Source organism: Methylocystis sp. MJC1 (genome assembly GCF_026427715.1).
Classification (GTDB): Bacteria; Pseudomonadota; Alphaproteobacteria; order Rhizobiales; family Beijerinckiaceae; genus Methylocystis.
In genome coordinates this window covers 2,188,818-2,203,277 of the sequence record NZ_CP107558.1, presented here as the reverse complement: position 1 = coordinate 2,203,277, position 14,460 = coordinate 2,188,818, and the positions used below count along the sequence as shown (strand labels likewise).

The 14,460-nt window shown below is 63.8% G+C and carries 15 protein-coding genes and 1 tRNA gene; 7 read left to right on the top strand and 9 right to left on the bottom strand.

Annotation, left to right across the window (positions count from 1 at the left end):
- The first annotated feature begins 4 nt into the window (after positions 1-4).
- From OGR47_RS10760 to OGR47_RS10745, 4 genes are read left to right on the top strand one after another with little or no spacing between them, the layout of a single operon-like run.
- On the top strand, positions 5-1,225 hold the full coding sequence (locus OGR47_RS10760; protein WP_165048965.1) for a type II secretion system F family protein: 1,221 nt from the start codon (positions 5-7) through the stop codon (positions 1,223-1,225).
- A gap of 44 nt (positions 1,226-1,269) precedes the next feature.
- Positions 1,270-1,686: a GspH/FimT family pseudopilin gene (locus OGR47_RS10755; RefSeq protein ID WP_246729557.1), complete on the top strand. Its 417-nt coding sequence runs from the start codon at positions 1,270-1,272 to the stop codon at positions 1,684-1,686.
- Positions 1,671-2,108, top strand: coding sequence for a type II secretion system protein (locus tag OGR47_RS10750; RefSeq protein WP_165048963.1), 438 nt, complete (start codon positions 1,671-1,673; stop codon positions 2,106-2,108). The genes OGR47_RS10755 and OGR47_RS10750 overlap by 16 nt, the downstream gene beginning before the upstream one ends.
- The gene (locus tag OGR47_RS10745) at positions 2,105-2,758 is read left to right on the top strand and encodes a prepilin-type N-terminal cleavage/methylation domain-containing protein (protein ID WP_165048961.1); all 654 of its coding nucleotides are present in this window, start codon (positions 2,105-2,107) and stop codon (positions 2,756-2,758) included. Before OGR47_RS10750 ends, OGR47_RS10745 begins: the two co-directional genes overlap by 4 nt.
- Before the next feature lie 12 nt (positions 2,759-2,770).
- On the opposite strand, the gene OGR47_RS10740 is transcribed toward OGR47_RS10745, so the two are convergent.
- On the bottom strand, positions 2,771-3,424 hold the full coding sequence (locus tag OGR47_RS10740) for a prepilin peptidase (RefSeq protein WP_165048959.1): 654 nt from the start codon (positions 3,422-3,424) through the stop codon (positions 2,771-2,773).
- 7 nt (positions 3,425-3,431) lie between these two features.
- Positions 3,432-3,569, bottom strand: a complete 138-nt coding sequence (locus OGR47_RS10735; protein ID WP_165048957.1) for a hypothetical protein — start codon at positions 3,567-3,569, stop codon at positions 3,432-3,434.
- A gap of 409 nt (positions 3,570-3,978) precedes the next feature.
- Here OGR47_RS10735 and gspD point away from each other — a divergent pair, with 409 nt between their 5' ends.
- Positions 3,979-6,105, top strand: a complete 2,127-nt coding sequence (gene gspD, locus OGR47_RS10730; protein WP_246729556.1) for a type II secretion system secretin GspD — start codon at positions 3,979-3,981, stop codon at positions 6,103-6,105.
- Here the strand turns inward: gspD and OGR47_RS10725 are convergent, their stop codons facing one another.
- The 3 genes from OGR47_RS10725 to OGR47_RS10715 form a co-directional block, all read right to left on the bottom strand.
- Entirely contained in the window at positions 6,106-7,071 is a 966-nt protein-coding gene (locus OGR47_RS10725; RefSeq protein WP_165048955.1) for a type II secretion system protein GspK, read from the bottom strand. It lies immediately after the preceding gene.
- Complete coding sequence (gspG, locus tag OGR47_RS10720) at positions 7,068-7,541, bottom strand: type II secretion system major pseudopilin GspG (RefSeq protein WP_206527388.1); 474 nt, start codon at positions 7,539-7,541, stop codon at positions 7,068-7,070. The genes OGR47_RS10725 and gspG overlap by 4 nt, the downstream gene beginning before the upstream one ends.
- 90 nt (positions 7,542-7,631) lie before the next feature.
- Positions 7,632-8,009, bottom strand: a complete 378-nt coding sequence (locus OGR47_RS10715) for a hypothetical protein (protein WP_206527387.1) — start codon at positions 8,007-8,009, stop codon at positions 7,632-7,634.
- Positions 8,010-8,588: 579 nt separating this feature from the next.
- On the opposite strand from OGR47_RS10715, the gene OGR47_RS10710 reads away from it, so the two are divergent.
- Positions 8,589-8,777: a hypothetical protein gene (locus OGR47_RS10710; protein ID WP_267270084.1), complete on the top strand. Its 189-nt coding sequence runs from the start codon at positions 8,589-8,591 to the stop codon at positions 8,775-8,777.
- Between the two features lie 136 nt (positions 8,778-8,913).
- Here OGR47_RS10710 and OGR47_RS10705 read toward each other — a convergent pair whose 3' ends face one another.
- From OGR47_RS10705 to OGR47_RS10690, 4 genes are all read right to left on the bottom strand, one after another.
- A complete protein-coding gene (locus OGR47_RS10705; protein WP_165048949.1) occupies positions 8,914-10,122 on the bottom strand; it encodes an NnrS family protein in 1,209 nt (402 codons plus the stop codon).
- Positions 10,123-10,273: 151 nt separating this feature from the next.
- Positions 10,274-11,797 carry a CYTH and CHAD domain-containing protein gene (locus OGR47_RS10700; protein ID WP_165048946.1) on the bottom strand — a complete coding sequence of 508 codons (1,524 nt, stop codon included), beginning with the start codon at positions 11,795-11,797 and terminating at the stop codon, positions 10,274-10,276.
- A gap of 183 nt (positions 11,798-11,980) precedes the next feature.
- A tRNA-Glu gene (locus OGR47_RS10695) sits at positions 11,981-12,056 on the bottom strand.
- 156 nt (positions 12,057-12,212) lie between these two features.
- A complete protein-coding gene (locus OGR47_RS10690) occupies positions 12,213-12,335 on the bottom strand; it encodes a hypothetical protein (RefSeq protein ID WP_256367614.1) in 123 nt (40 codons plus the stop codon).
- A 157-nt stretch (positions 12,336-12,492) separates the two neighbouring features.
- Between OGR47_RS10690 and OGR47_RS10685 the strand changes: the two genes are divergently transcribed.
- Positions 12,493-14,343 carry an ABC-F family ATP-binding cassette domain-containing protein gene (locus OGR47_RS10685; protein ID WP_165048944.1) on the top strand — a complete coding sequence of 617 codons (1,851 nt, stop codon included), beginning with the start codon at positions 12,493-12,495 and terminating at the stop codon, positions 14,341-14,343.
- The last annotated feature ends 117 nt before the right edge of the window (positions 14,344-14,460 follow it).

The following is a 14,460-nucleotide window of genomic DNA, read 5'->3' as shown; positions in this document are numbered from 1 at the left end:
GCTCATGCCGATGTTCAAATATCGCGCCTATAGCGGCTCCGGCGATCTGCTCGAAGGCGAGATCGAGGCGCGCACGGTCGCGGAAGCCGAGGACGCGCTGTTCCAGCGGGGCGTCACGCCTTTCGAGACGCGCGCCGCCAAGGCGGAAGGCGCCGCGCGGCTGACGCAAATCTCGTTCGGCAAGCGAGGCCCGAACGCGGCGCAGATCGCCTCCTTCACCCGCGAATTCGCGACGCTGGAGCAGGCGGACGTGCCGCTGGATCAGAGTCTGCGCATCCTCTCGGCGCAAAGCCCGACGCCGGCGCTACGCGAGCTCGCGCAGGAAATTCTGGCGCGAATCGTCGACGGCGCCTCGCTCTCCGACGCCTTGTCGCGGCGGCCCGACATTTTTGGCCAGGAATATGTGAATGTCGTGCGAGAGGGCGAGACGGTCGGCAAGGTCGGTCCGGCGCTCTCGGATCTCGCCGAGATGTTGGAGCGCCGACTGGAGTTGAAGGCGCGGGTGCAGAGCGCGCTGATTTATCCCGCTTTGCTCATCACGCTCGCCATTGTGGCGACGGGCGTCGTTCTAGGCACGCTCGTCCCCAGCATCGCGCCGATTTTCGCCGACAATGGCAAGGACATGCCGGCGGGCCTGCAATTCATCATCAACGTCGAGGCGAACCTCGGGACCATTGCGCTCGTTCTCGCGATCATCGGCGGCGCGATAGCGGCCATGTACAAGATGGCTCAGTCGCGCCTGCCTTGGCTCATCGCCCTTCACCGCTTCTATCTGCGCATTCCCGTCATCGGGTCGCTGCTCGCGCAATTTGCGACGGCGCGTTTTGCGCGCACGCTGGGCTCGATGCTGAAGGCGGGCGTTCCGCTGCTTCAGGGGCTGGAAAGCGCGCGCACGGCGGTCTCGAACCAGTTTTTCAATAATGAGCTTGTCGGCGTGATCGAGGCGGTGCGCGGCGGCGCGCATCTCAGCGGCTCCCTCGCCAATGTGCCTTACTTGCCGCCCGTCGCGTTGCAGATGGTCACGATCGGCGAAGAGACGGCGCAGCTCGGTGACATGCTGCTGCGCGTCGCCGCCATGTTCGAGCGCGAGACCCAGCGCTCCATCGAAAGAGCGATGGGCCTGTTGACGCCGATACTGACGATCTTCATCGCCACTGTCGTCGGCGGCCTGATCATGACGGTGATGGATGCGGTGCTCAGCATCAACGATCTTGCGGTGAAGTGATGCGGCGCCGACGCTTTCCGCAGCGCCGGCGCGCCGGCTTTACAATGCTGGAATCGCTCGTCGTGCTGGCGCTGATCGCGCTCCTCGCCGGCATGTCCTCGCAACTTCTGCGCCCGCCCTCCGCCCGCATGCGGCTCGAGGCGGCGACGCGCGGCTTTTGCGCGACGCTTCGCGCCACCCGCTCGCGCGCCATCGCGACCAATGGAGAGGCGGCCGTCGTCGTCGACCTCTTCAGCAAGACTTATGCGTCTCCGGTCGGCGGCGTCGGCAAGCTGCCCGCTGACGCCCAGATTGGGCTCGACGTCGCGAACACGCAGCGCCTGTCGGAGCGCAGCGGCGCCATCACATTCTTCCCGGACGGCGGCTCGACGGGCGGCGATATGATTTTGCAGACGCCCGAAGCGCGGGCGACGATCTCGATCAACTGGCTGACAGGCGAGGCCAAATGCGGGCTCGGCTGAAATCCAGGCAAGGTTTTTCCCTCATCGAGTCGCTTGCCGCCTTCGCCATCCTCGCCATGACTTTGTCGCAGCTTCTCAACGGCGTCAGCGGCGGCGTCCGCAATGAGACGCGCGCGGATTTCCTGTTGCGCGCGGCGCGCCAGGGAGCGTCGCAACTCGACGCCCTGGGGGCGGACGGGTCGGTTCCGATCGGCGAGACGAGCGGCCGTTACCCGGATGGCCTCTACTGGTTTCTGTCGGTCGCGCCGGGCCGGACCGTCGCGGGGCCCGGCGGGGCGCCCGTCGCCACGAGCTTCCATGCGCGCCTCGTTATCAAGAAGCCCTCCGGTTTTGGGGAGACCTACACGCTCTCCGTGGTCAAGATAAAACCGGCCGATACCCAACAGCAGGCGCCATGGCGGCCGGCTTCTGATCCGCTATGAAGCGACGCGCGCCTGACGGCTTCACGCTTCTCGAACTATTGCTGGCGATCAGCATCCTCTCGCTGATTACCGGCTCGATCCTGGGCGGCATTCATATGGGGCGGCGAACATGGGAAGTGAGCCGCGCCAGCGAGGCGCTGGATGAAGTAGAATCAGCGCTCAGAGCGACGGTCGGATTGATCGGCAAAAGCTATCTGGTCGCGAGCGAACCGGCGATGCAAACGACGCTTGGCGCCTCCGCCTCCTTTCGCGGCGGGCCGGACGCTTGCCGCTTCATCGCCCTGAGCGAAGGCGGCGGGCAATGGGGCGGGCTGATCGTGACGGAAATCGGCGTCGACCTCGGCCCCGAGGGGCCGGCGCTGGCTGTCTGGACGAAGCCCTATCGCCCGAAGGACGGTATCACGCCGGCGCGCGCCGACATGAGAAAAACGGTGATCCTGACCAATCTCGCCGATGTGCAATTTTCCTTCTTCGGCAAGCAGCAGCAGGCGCCGATGGGTGGTTTGCCGCAGCAGGGGCCGCCGCCCGCCTGGAGCCAGGTCTGGAACAGCCAGACAGGACTGCCGATCCTCGTTTCCGTGAAGATTGCGGCGAATCGGATGGGGCGCGTCCTGGCGGTCGATGCGACGGTCGCGCTGCGCCAGCAGTGAAGGCGGTTTTGGCTAGCCGGCTTCCAGCGGCCCGAAGACCCAGACCAGCCAGAGGCCAAGCGCCAGATGCGGGCCGAAGGGAATAGGCTGGCGCGCGTCTTCGAGCGTTCCTTGCCGAAGCGCGACGACCGCCGAAATCAGGGCGGACAGCACAGCGTAAATCAGACAAGACGGCAGGCCCGCGAAACCGAGCCAGATCCCGGCGAGCGCATAGAGCTTGGCGTCGCCCTCGCCAACGCCGGGGGCGCCTCGAAGGGTTTCATAAGCAAGGGCGACGAGGCGCATGGCCGCGTAACCAACGGCGCCGGCGGCGAGCCGGGACGCCGCCTCCTGCGGCGCGCCTATGAGGAAAGTCGCGAATCCGCAGAGCCCGAGAAACAGAACCGGCCCGTCGGGGATGACGAAGTATCGAGCGTCGTAAAGTGCAATCAGGCCGAGGGCTGGCAGGAGCAAGAGGCTCGGGATCAGAAAGAACCCCACGTCGGCCCATTGCCCCAGAAGCGCAAGGAGGGCGAAGGCGGCCGCCCAGGCCGCGGGGGCCAGGGCCCGTCCGTCGCCGCGCCAAAAAAAGATATCGCGCGCAAGCGGCAAAAGCGCCCGCCGGCGGCGTCGACAAGTTGTCAGTGAAGGCGGGCCGGCGACGAGGGAAAGGAATGCGCGGTTCAATGGCGCCTCACCGGCCGTGAGAATTGTTGAAGGAGACGGAAGGGCGGTAATCCACAGGCATTGCGAGCGCCGCCCCGGTCTTGCCGCCTTCGCGGCTCTCCTTGGTAAGCTCAGCTGTTTTCACCGGCAGGAAGATCTCTAACATGTTCCAACATTTCATAATAGTTCAGTTTAAGGGCTCTAATGACGCCGCGTTCGCGTGGCGACGCTTGCGCAAACGTGGTAAGCGTCACCGCACTAAGCTCGGGGCGACGGTCAAAAGACGGGTTTGAGATTTGCGCGTTGAATTTAAAGCGTCTCTTCTGGCTTTGGCTGTCGCAAGCGCCGCTGGGTGCGAGTCGACGACTGGGGCCGGCGGCGGGCCGCCGGTCGCGGAATGGAACGTCGAGCCAATCTCCCGTCCGGCCCGGAGCGGTGGTGGCGGCGGGCGTTCGGAGGGGCTGCTGCGGCCCAGAAGCGCCAGTGAGCGGGCGCTCGTCGCCACGGGCACCGGCAGATTTATCGGCTCGAGCAGGGGGCGCTCAGGCTCGTCCGATCCGGTTGGCGAAGACGGGGTGACCCTCAATCTGGTCAATCTTCCAATCTCGCAGGCCGCCAAGATCGTCGTCGGCGACATATTGGGCGCGGATTTCGTCGTCGACCCGAAGCTCGATGGCAAGGTGACGGTCCATACCGCCAATCCGGTCCACAAGGGCGCTGCGCTGGATCTGTTCCAGTCCGCGCTGCGCGTCTCCGGCGCTTCGGTGGTCAAGGCCGGCAATATCTACAAGATCGTTCCGAGCGAGCAGGCCGCCATCTCGGGCGAAGTGATCACGAGCGATTCATCGCCGGTCGATTCGGCCCAGTTCGGCGAGGGCGCGCGGGTTGTGCAGCTGCGCTACGTTTCCGCCGCCGAGATGAAGCGCGTGCTGGAGCCGATCGCGGCGCGCGGGGCCATTGTCCGCGCCGACGACGCCCGCAACACTTTGACGCTTTCCGGCGCGCCTCAGGACATCGCGACCCTGCAGGACGCCATCAACATGTTCGACATCGATACGATGAAGGGCATGTCCTTCGCATTGGTGCCCGTGCGCAGCGGCGACGCCGATATGCTCGCCGACGATCTCAAAAATGTCTTCGGCTCCGAGAAGGAAGGGCCGATGGGCGGGATGATTCGCTTTATCGGCAACAAGCGGCTCTCCTCTATCCTCGTCATTTCATCGCAGCCGCAATATCTCGCCCGCGCCCGCGCCTGGATCGAGAAGCTGGACGCCCGCGCCGAGCATGCGGAGAAACAGTTTTTCACCTATCGCGTGCAGAACCGTCCGGCCAAAGAGCTGATGATGGTTCTCACTTCCATCTTCGGCGCCAAGGGACAGGGCGATTCCAGCGTCTCGCCGCGTTTCGGTCAGTCGTCGCTGTCCTCGGGCAATGGCTTGGGTGGCGGTCTCGGCGGCGGTCAGGCGACGAGCCCGCTAGGCGCGCTCTCGGCGTCGGGACCGACGTCCGGCGTGGGCGGCGGCGGCGTGGCGTCGAGCGGAGGTCTGGGCGGTGGCGGGATGAGCGGCGGCCTCGGGGGCGGCGGCGGTTTGGGCGGCGGCGTGGGCAATCCCAGCAGCATCAGCGGCTTCAGCGTTCCGGGCGGCTCGCAGAACGGCACGGGGCCTGGGCCGACGCCGGCGGTCAGTCTCGACAACGATCGCTACAAGATCGGCGTCGACGACGCCAAAAATGCCCTGATCGTCATGGCGACCCCGGAGGACTATCGTCGTATTCGGCAGGTGATCGAAACGCTCGACGTGCTGCCCAACCAGGTCTTCCTCGAAGCCACGATCGCGGAGGTCAGCCTCAACGACACGCTGCGTTTCGGCGTTCGCTGGTTCATGCAGACGCACTCCAACCTTTTCGGCTTTTCCAGCGGAACCGGAAACGCGCCCGCTCCCAACAGTCAGCTCGGCACAAATCTTCTCGGCGTGCCGGTTGGAGCCGTGTTCCCCGGCTTCGCATATGCGTTTCGCGCTCTTAATCAGCAGGTGACCTTCAACGCGCTCAATACGATCACGGACGTTAACATCATCTCGACGCCGTCCTTGACCGTTCTCGACAACCGCGAGGCGATGCTGCAGGTCGGCGATCAGATTCCTGTCCAGACGCTGACCAGCGTCTCGGCGATCGGCAATACGTTCAACTCCGTCAACTACACCAATACGGGCGTCATTCTGAAGATCACGCCGCATATCAGCGAGAGCGGTCGCGTGATGCTGGAGCTCGAACAGGAGGTCTCCAATGTCGACCCCAATACGGCGGCTGGCAGCACGACGCCGACCATTCAGCAGCGCCGCGTGAAGACGCAGGTTGTCGTCAATGACGGCGAGTCGTTAATGCTCGGCGGGCTCGTGAAAGATCAGAATGGCAATGGCAGCGCCCAGATTCCGGTCGCAGGCGACGTGCCGCTGGTCGGCAATCTGTTCAAGGACAAGGGCAATACGATCCTCAAGAGCGAGCTCGTGATCATGATCACGCCGCATGTCGTGCGCTCGCTCAGCGAAGGCCGCGAGATCACCGAGGAATACAAGCGCAAACTCCTCGACATCTCGACGCGCGCAATCGGGCGCCCGCATAACATCGAGCAATCGGCGCGGCGCACATTCCTGGATCCCTGGTCGAAGAGCCCCTGGCGCGCCGACCGCGAGATGCACTGATCAGCAGTCGGGGACGCCGGCTCCATTCGTCGCGATCATCTCGCGAAGCCGTTGCGCATATCTCGAAGGGCCGCGGCGCATTTCCTTGAGTGCGAACTGCTTGCCGTTCGACGGCCGCATATCGATGATCGCGTCCTTGGCGCTGGTCTGGCCCGAGGCGAGCAGCGCTTCGGCGTGAATCAGATAGGCGCCGTGGTCCGCCGGCTGAACGAAATTCGACGGGAAGCGCGCATCTCTGCGGTCGATCTGGTTGGGATAGGGCGTTGCCGCAAGCAATCTAACCTGCTCGACCGGATATCCGCTGAGCGCGGCGAAGAGCGTGGGCGGGCTCACATGCGGATCAATTCCCGGGCTTCGGGTGTGAACTGTCACGAGTGGGATCAACGCGCGAAACAAGACAGCATCGACGCCGGACACCTGATCGAGCTCCATGACGGTCTCGAACAGACCTTGTTTGGGTTCGATGGGCTTGTCGGACGCAAGCGTCAGGGCGATCTGATTAGGCGCTGGGGCTGTGCGGAACAAGACGATTGAATTCGCGACGTCTCTCGCAGCGCGTTCTTCCAGCCCGACTCCGACCAGCGCCAATTGAAGCAATTGCGGCGTCGCGGCGTTGAGGTCGATTTTGCCGCCTTCTTCCTCGACCGCCAGCGCGACCGCCGCGCCATCGAGGACGCAAAAGCTTGGCGCGCCGTCATAGACGTCGGTTTCGGCATTTGGCGCGGCGACCGCCGCGCCACGTTTCGAGAGCAGGGTCAGCGTGGCGAGGTTGACGGCGCTTTCGGCAATGAAATTCGCCCCGGTTGCGCCGGCGATATTATGCGCGGTCTGCAGCCTCAGACGCCCGGACGTCATGAAGGCGACGACCATCATCGCAATCAGGCCCGTGCCCCAAATGACCGCGAGCAGGGCAAATCCCGCGCGCCTCTTGCGGCGCGCGGAAGCAGACCTGCCAATTGGCGTCATTTCGACTGAGCGCTGCGGGAAAGCGCTCCGGCGCTTCCTTCGCGACCTTCCGGCCCCAGCGAGCCGACGTCGTAAGGCCCGCCCTGGCCAGGCGAGCGGTAGAGATAAGCATGGCCCCAGGGATCTTTGGGAACGCCCGCCGATTTCAGATAGGGGCCGCTCCAGGAGGAAACGCTCGCAGGCCTCTGCACCAGCGCGTTCAACCCTTCCTCTGTCGAGGGGTAGCGACCCGCATCGAGGTAGAAGAGATCGAGGGCGCTCGAGAGATTTTCCATCTGAATCTGCGCGGTCTTCACCTTCGATTCCGACAGATAATTCAGCACGCGCGGACCGACGAGACCGACGATCGAGCCGATGATGGCAAGCACGACGAGCATTTCGACAAGCGTGAAGCCAGCCCGAGGGCCGCGAACGCGCAGGAAGCGATTGCGGCGCATCGTCCGCGCTTTCGACGATCGTTCAAATCCCATTTGCATTCTCCATTCCCCGTTTTTTCGCGCTTCTTGCCAACAGGCTTCTTGCGCCAGCGAAGATCCGCGTGAGTCAGCCGCCTGTTACGCTCAGAGCTCGATGAAAATGTCGCAGCCATATACCGACATCGGATTGCCGTAGGCGTCCTCGATCTTGTTCCAGCATTTTCCGACGCCGGCGATCATCCGGTAGATGAAGACGCCTTCCGCCTCGACAACGCGTTTCTCGGGTGCTTTTTGCCGGCCAAGGTAATTGAAATATGACACTGCAGTATCATCGACGCAGCGAAAAAGCGTGCCGCGGTCCAGCAGGAAGACGCTGCTGCGGTCCTTCGCGTTGCTGACACAATAGGAGTAATGGGTGAGCGACTCGGGCTTGATGCTGATCTGGCCGAAGACCGACGGGCTAGGCAGAAGCAGCGCGCCGCCGAGCAGCAGTCGGGATATGAACGCGAAGCGAAACGCCATATGGAGCTCCAGCAGTTGAGCGGACCAAACTGAATTGTCTGTACGGTCGTTTCAAGACCGGGGCAAATTTGAATTGCCGATTACTTCTTTGGCTCCTGAACGGCAACGGATTGATGAGGCTCGGCGTCGTTCCGTCAGACGCGTTGAAGCGGAGGAGGGAGAGCCTCGCTGGCCAGGCGAGCGGGCGCTCGCGCCCGCGAGAGTCGCGCCGCAAGCTTTGGAAAAAAAGCGACGAGGGCTGTTTTGGCCCGGCGCAGTCATTTCGAGGGGTGCGCCGGGCCTTTTTCTCGCCCTGGGCAGAAGGGCGAGACAAGCGCAATCTGGCGCCTTGCGCACGGCTACGCTACCGCTTTTGCGCGGCCAGCTATTAGATTGCGCGGGCCTTGTGGCGCGGGTCCGCCAGCCGAAGGATTGGGCCTCGACGGCCCGGCGCTTTATATAGGGAAGGCCGCCGCGTTGCCCATAGGCTCGTTGCCTAGACCCAATTGATCCCGCCGCGCGCGGCTCTTAATATCGTTGAAAGCTTAGAAGCGCACGATCTCTCGGTTTGAAACAGGCCCTCGCCGCATGGAGGGAATGATGCTCGAACTTCTTTACATCGCTCGTTTCGATTACCTCGCCGAACCCAACAGCCCCGATCTCAATCACGCGCCCGACGATGACGCGGTTGCAATGGCGATAGCCGATGCAGACGAGGCGGCGGAAAAAGACCAAAAAAGCCTGTCGGCGTCTTCTATCGGCCGGGACAAGCGGGTGACGCTGAACTGAAGTCCCAAGCGAGCGGCAAGCGCGCTAAACTGCCGGAATCTTTCCCTTGCAGCGCTGGCTCGCGGGCGGAGAGGGGCCGAGCAGCCCATAGAATCGACCTTTGGCGCTCAGCAATTGGGCGGGACGCCGTCGCCGCTTAAATTCGCCGAGCCCCCTCGGCGCCGACTCGCGGCAGGGTCAGCGGTCGAAAATAGAACAGAACGAAGCTCCCGAAGGCGCCGCACCAGGCGACGGCCGCAAGCGACAATCCTGCGACATAGAACGCCCCAAGCAACGGCGCCAGAAGGCGCAGCAGCGTCGCAAGCGTGATCATGACGTAGATCGCCGTGGTCCGCGGGCCGGCGGTAAGCGCGCGCCCGGTATGGCCGAGCGAGGCGCGCGTCATCACGGCAAGCGTCATCGTACCGATGGCGCCGATCGTAAGCGCGTGCAGCGCGGTGGTCTGTGGCAAGAGGGGGACGAGAATGTTTACCCCAAGCAGCAACAGCCCAAGCGATAGCCAGCCGTAGCCAAGATGCAAAACCCACAAGAGCGGCTCCTTCACGGACTGGGCGCCCTGCCATCGGGACAGCCGACCTCCCAAAGCCATTCCCGCGGCCAAGGCGAGCCAAGCTGTCACCCGTGCTTGCGGCGCGATCGTCCAGGCGGAAAAAGCGAGAACCATCGCTGCGAGCGCCATGCGGTCGATGAGGCCGAAGGACGCCGGCGCCGCCGCCGCCGGGTCCTGCTTCACCAGCCAGTTGCGCGTGAAGCTCGGAACGATGCGCCCGCCGATAAGGCCGATCAGCATCAGCAATGTCGCCACGCCGAGCCTGCCGCCGGCCAGGTCGACGGATGTGACCCCGAGCATTTCCAAATGCGTGAGCGCATTGCCGCATAGAAGCAGCGTGAGCGCGCCAACGATGGGCAGGTTCCGCCAATTGCGTCCGGTGACGATCTCCCGGGCGACGATGATCGTGAATAAAGCGGGGAAGGCGAGATCGACGACAGCCGCAACGCCGGCGCCAATCAAGCCTGAAAACAAAATCGCCAGCCTCCCCGAGAACCAAATGGCCACAAGCGCCGCCAGCGGCAGGCCCTGCAGCGGCAACCGTCCGGTCCAATTGGGGATCGCGGTAAAAAGGAATCCGGCGACGACCGCTCCGCCATAGCCGAACGCGATCTCGTGAACATGCCAGACATTTGGCGCAAAAGCCGAGGGCGACGGCGCCGCGCCCGTTAGGAACACGACGGACGCTGGAACTACGAAAAAAGCCCAAAGCGCCGCGAGAAGGAAAAAGGGACGAAACCCGGCGGACAGCGCCGCGGGGCCGACATAGGCGCGATAACGCGGAATCGGAGCCATTAATGACCCTTCCGTCCAAGCGCTTTCAAGGCATGTCCCCGCTGTTGATCCAGCAGGATCTGGCGCGACAATATCTAGGGCCGCTGGGGGGCAGGAGTCCGTTGAGCTTGGCTGCAACTTCAAGCTTGGGATGAGCGTCGCTCCGGCGCCTCTAGAAAGGCCTCATTCTCGCGACGTCCCGGTAAGCGTCGACCGCAAGCGCCAGCCGTTCGTCCGCGCCGGCGGACGGCTGCGCGATGCGTCCGGCTGCATATGCAACCATCGGATCGGTGCCCGGCGGCAGCCTGCCAATTTCCTGCGTCAGAAACTCGACCTTCGCTTGCTCGTCATGCAGCAAGCCGAGGCAGTTTTGCATCTGCTCCAGACGCTGCAAAAGCCGCCGGAGCGGCTTGCGCTCACTCACGAGCCGCGGCGCATTCTTGAAGAAGCCCGCCATGTAGCGCAGCTTCTTCGACTTAATCCGCACCTTATGCTGTTGGGCCGGATCAAGATCAGGCAGATTGCGCGCGGATTCGACAAATTTGCGGAGTCGCTTCCTCAACGCGTCGCTTGCAAAGCGTCCGATCGGCTGTCGCCAATCGATGCGCTCGGGCTGCCGCCAGCTTCCGTTCTCGATCCAGGCGGCGAGATCAACCACAATCAGCCGCAGCCGGGCGGAGTCCACGGCGGCATTGGCCGCATCATGCGCCTCATTTCTCCTGGCTTCCGTTAGATCCGCGAGTTGGCGGGCGCCCGGGCAGGCGCCGCCGCGCGCCGCTGGTTCAAAGGCGCTCTCCTGAAAGACATCGAGATCTCGCGCCTCACCAAAGACATGCGCGATCCATTTCAGCTCGTCGTCGAGGCGTTCATAATCGGGGTCTTCCACGATCGGCTTGAAGAGCTGAAGAGCCGCTCGCAAACGCCGCAAAGCGACACGCCCCTGATGGACGGCTTCGACTCGGTCGGCGCCCCTCAAAGCTTGAAGGTTGAGAAGAAAATCGTGCAGGCAGGCGTGGCAGACGAGTTCGAACGCCTCGGCGCAATTCATGCGTTTCTTAAGTTGGGGCAGATGGCCTTTGAATGCGCGGCCCCAGGCGCCGGCAGCTAAAAGATGACCACGCTCGGCTTTGCTGACCAGGCTGAGCGTGATCGGGGCGCCGGCGCATAGCGCGCTCGCCAGCTCGAATAAGGCGTCGCGCGACCCTCTTTTGAGCTCGAGCTCCAATTCGCTGAAATGCAGAGCGTGGCCGTTCGACTCGATCTCGCCAATATCGAGCGCTGTTTCGATCTCGCTTCGGTCAAGCATTACGGTCGACGTCTCTCGTTCGACCTCGACGTTGAGGTTGCAACGAAGACCGTTCCGCACCTTCGACTTTTTGAAAAGGCGCGACAGAGGGGCGTCCTGAATAGCGGCTAAATCGGGCGCGTTGCTTTTTGTTTCGGTTTCGAACTCGTCCCGCTCCAGCGCGGACGGTTTCTCTCGCTTGATTGTCTGAGTGCTCTCGTCGCCGTCGTTGCGTATGCGCAGCGTGATTGCGCGACGCCAAAGGTAATCGTCGGCGGTGTCGAAATAATGCGAAACGAGCCGCTTTCGCTCTACCGAGCCTTTTGCATCCCGGCGCAGCGCCGTCCTTACAGCAGGCAGCGCCTCAGGAGAAAACAGGAACTTTAATTCGGACTCGACGCCGTTCGCCATGGGAGCACCTGCCCCGCATAGAGCTAGGGCATACGCTCGGCAAGGGAAGCAAATGCACACCGTATGGCTGCTTGGGGTGTTTCTCGGGCGCAGTCGCCCGGCCGAAAATGCCTATCTCGAGCGAAAAGAGGCCGCTGCAGCGGATTGGCGTTCGCAGATGTATCCAGAGAAGGGGGGTAGATTTGGCGCGCCCAAGGGGATTCGAACCCCTGTTTTCGCCGTGAAAGGGCGACGTCCTAGGCCTCTAGACGATGGGCGCGGGCCTTGCGCCGCTCAGGCGGCGCAGCGAGGGCTGTATAGAGGGGCGCGGCGCGCAAGACAAGCCTCGATGATGCGCGATCTGTAGATAACCGAGAGGCTCGTCGCCGATACGCCTCGCGCCCCTCAGTGCGCGTCAAGGAGGAGCGCCTGAGGCTCAGATGCCCCATCTCAGAACATCATAGGCATGAAGCGCGATGCGCGTGGCGTAAATGCCGAGGAGCGCAAAGCCGAAGGCTTTCACAGTGATCCAAAGATAGGCTTCCATGTCCGGGTGCATGACCTAACGCCTTTCATCTCAGGTTGATGCGCGCCTTGGGCCCCCTTGTTTTCATCTTGCGAAAATTGAAAAAGCAATTGCCATGCCGGCTGCGCCTAAGGGCTGTTTCGGAATCCTCTAGGCGCGCCCGTCCGAGCCTGTTACTGGGCTCTCGGCCATGCTCACCATCAATGATCTCACCTACCGCCTCGGCGACCGGCTGCTCTTCGACAAGGCGGGCGTCTTTCTGCCCGGCCGCGCGCGCGCCGGCTTTGTCGGCCGCAACGGCGCCGGTAAGACCACGCTGTTCCGCCTCATCGCCGGGGAGATTGCCGCCGAATCGGGCAATATCGCCCTGCCGGCGCGCACGCGGCTCGGCCGCGTCGAGCAGGAGGCGCCTGGCGGGCCGACCCGGCTCATCGACTTCGTGCTGGCGGCCGACGTCGAGCGCGCCGAGCTTCTCGCCCGCGCCGAGACCGCCCATGACGGGCATGACATCGCCGAGATCCAGACCCGCCTTGCCGACATAGACGCGCATTCCGCCCCGGCGCGGGCGGCGGCGATTCTTCACGGTCTCGGCTTCGACGCCGAAGCCCAGCAGCGGCCGCTTTCGGAGTTCTCCGGCGGTTGGCGCATGCGCGTGGCGCTTGCGGCCGTGCTCTTCTCCGCGCCCGACCTGCTGCTGCTCGACGAGCCGACCAACTATCTCGATCTCGAAGGAACGCTCTGGCTCGTCGATTACCTCGCCCGCTATCCGGCAAGCGTGCTGGTCATCAGCCATGACCGCGATCTGCTCGATGATGTGGCGACGCATATTCTGCATCTCGAGCGGGGCAGGCTGACGCTCTACAAGGGCAATTACTCTTCCTTCGAGAAACAGCGGCGCGAGGCGGCGCTGCTCGCCGCAAAAGGCGCCAAGAAGCAGGAAGAGCAGCGCAAGCATCTGCAGGAATTTGTCGACCGCTTCCGCGCCAAGGCGACCAAGGCGCGCCAGGCGCAGTCGCGGCTCAAAATGCTGGAGAGGATGGAGCCGGTCGCCGCGATCGTCGACGACAGCGTATTGCCGATCTATCTTCCGTCGCCCGAAAAGCCTTTGTCGCCGCCGATCATCGCGCTGGAGAGGGTCTCTGTCGGTTATGAGGAGCGCGTGGTGCTCTCGCGCCTGACGCTCTCCATCTCCAACGACGACCGCATCGGCCTCCTGGGCGCGAACGGCAACGGCAAATCGACCTTCGCCAAGCTGCTCGGTGGGCGGCTATCGCCCATGGCCGGCAATATGGTCCGCGCGGCGAAGCTGGAGGCGGGCTTCTTCGCCCAGCATCAGGTCGACGATCTCAACGAGAACGATACGCCCTATCTCGTCTTCTCGCGGCTGATGCCCGACGCCCCCGAGGCGCGGGTGCGGGCGCGGGCGGCGCAGACGGGTTTTTCGGGCGCGCGCGCCGACACTAAGGTCGCGCATCTCTCGGGCGGCGAAAAGGCCCGCCTGCTCATGGGTGTCACGGCGTTCAACGCGCCGCATCTTCTCATTCTCGACGAGCCGACGAACCATCTCGACATCGACAGTCGCGCCGCGCTGATCGAGGCGATCAACGACTATGAGGGGGCGGTGGTGCTGGTCTCGCACGACCGCTATCTGCTGGAGGCCTGCGCCGACCGGCTGTGGCTCGTCGCCGATGGGACGGTGAAGCCTTTCGACGGCGATATGGACGACTACGCCAAGCAGGTGTTGTCGAAGACCAAGGCGGAGGAGCCCAAACGCGAGGCGGCTCCGGCGCAGGCGGCCGAGACGGCTCCCAAGCGCCGCGACGCGGGGTTCTATCGCCGCAAGCTGGCGGAGGCGGAGGCGAAGGTCGAGAAATTCACCCAGCTTCTCGGGCGCGTCGACGAGACGCTCGCCGCGCCCGACGCGTTCTCGCGCAATCCGCAGGAGGCGGCGAAGCTCGCGGCTCAGCGCGAGGAGCTGGCGAAGGCGCTGGCTGTCGCCGAGGAGCAGTGGCTGGAGCTGGCGGCCGAGGCGGAAGGGTGAGGGGAGGCCCTCATCCGACCCCTGCTGACGCAGGGGCCACCTTCTCCCGCAAGCGGGAGAAGGAGTCGCGTTGCTATATTTGGGATCATTTCCGGTGGTTCCGAAACCTCGGTGTTC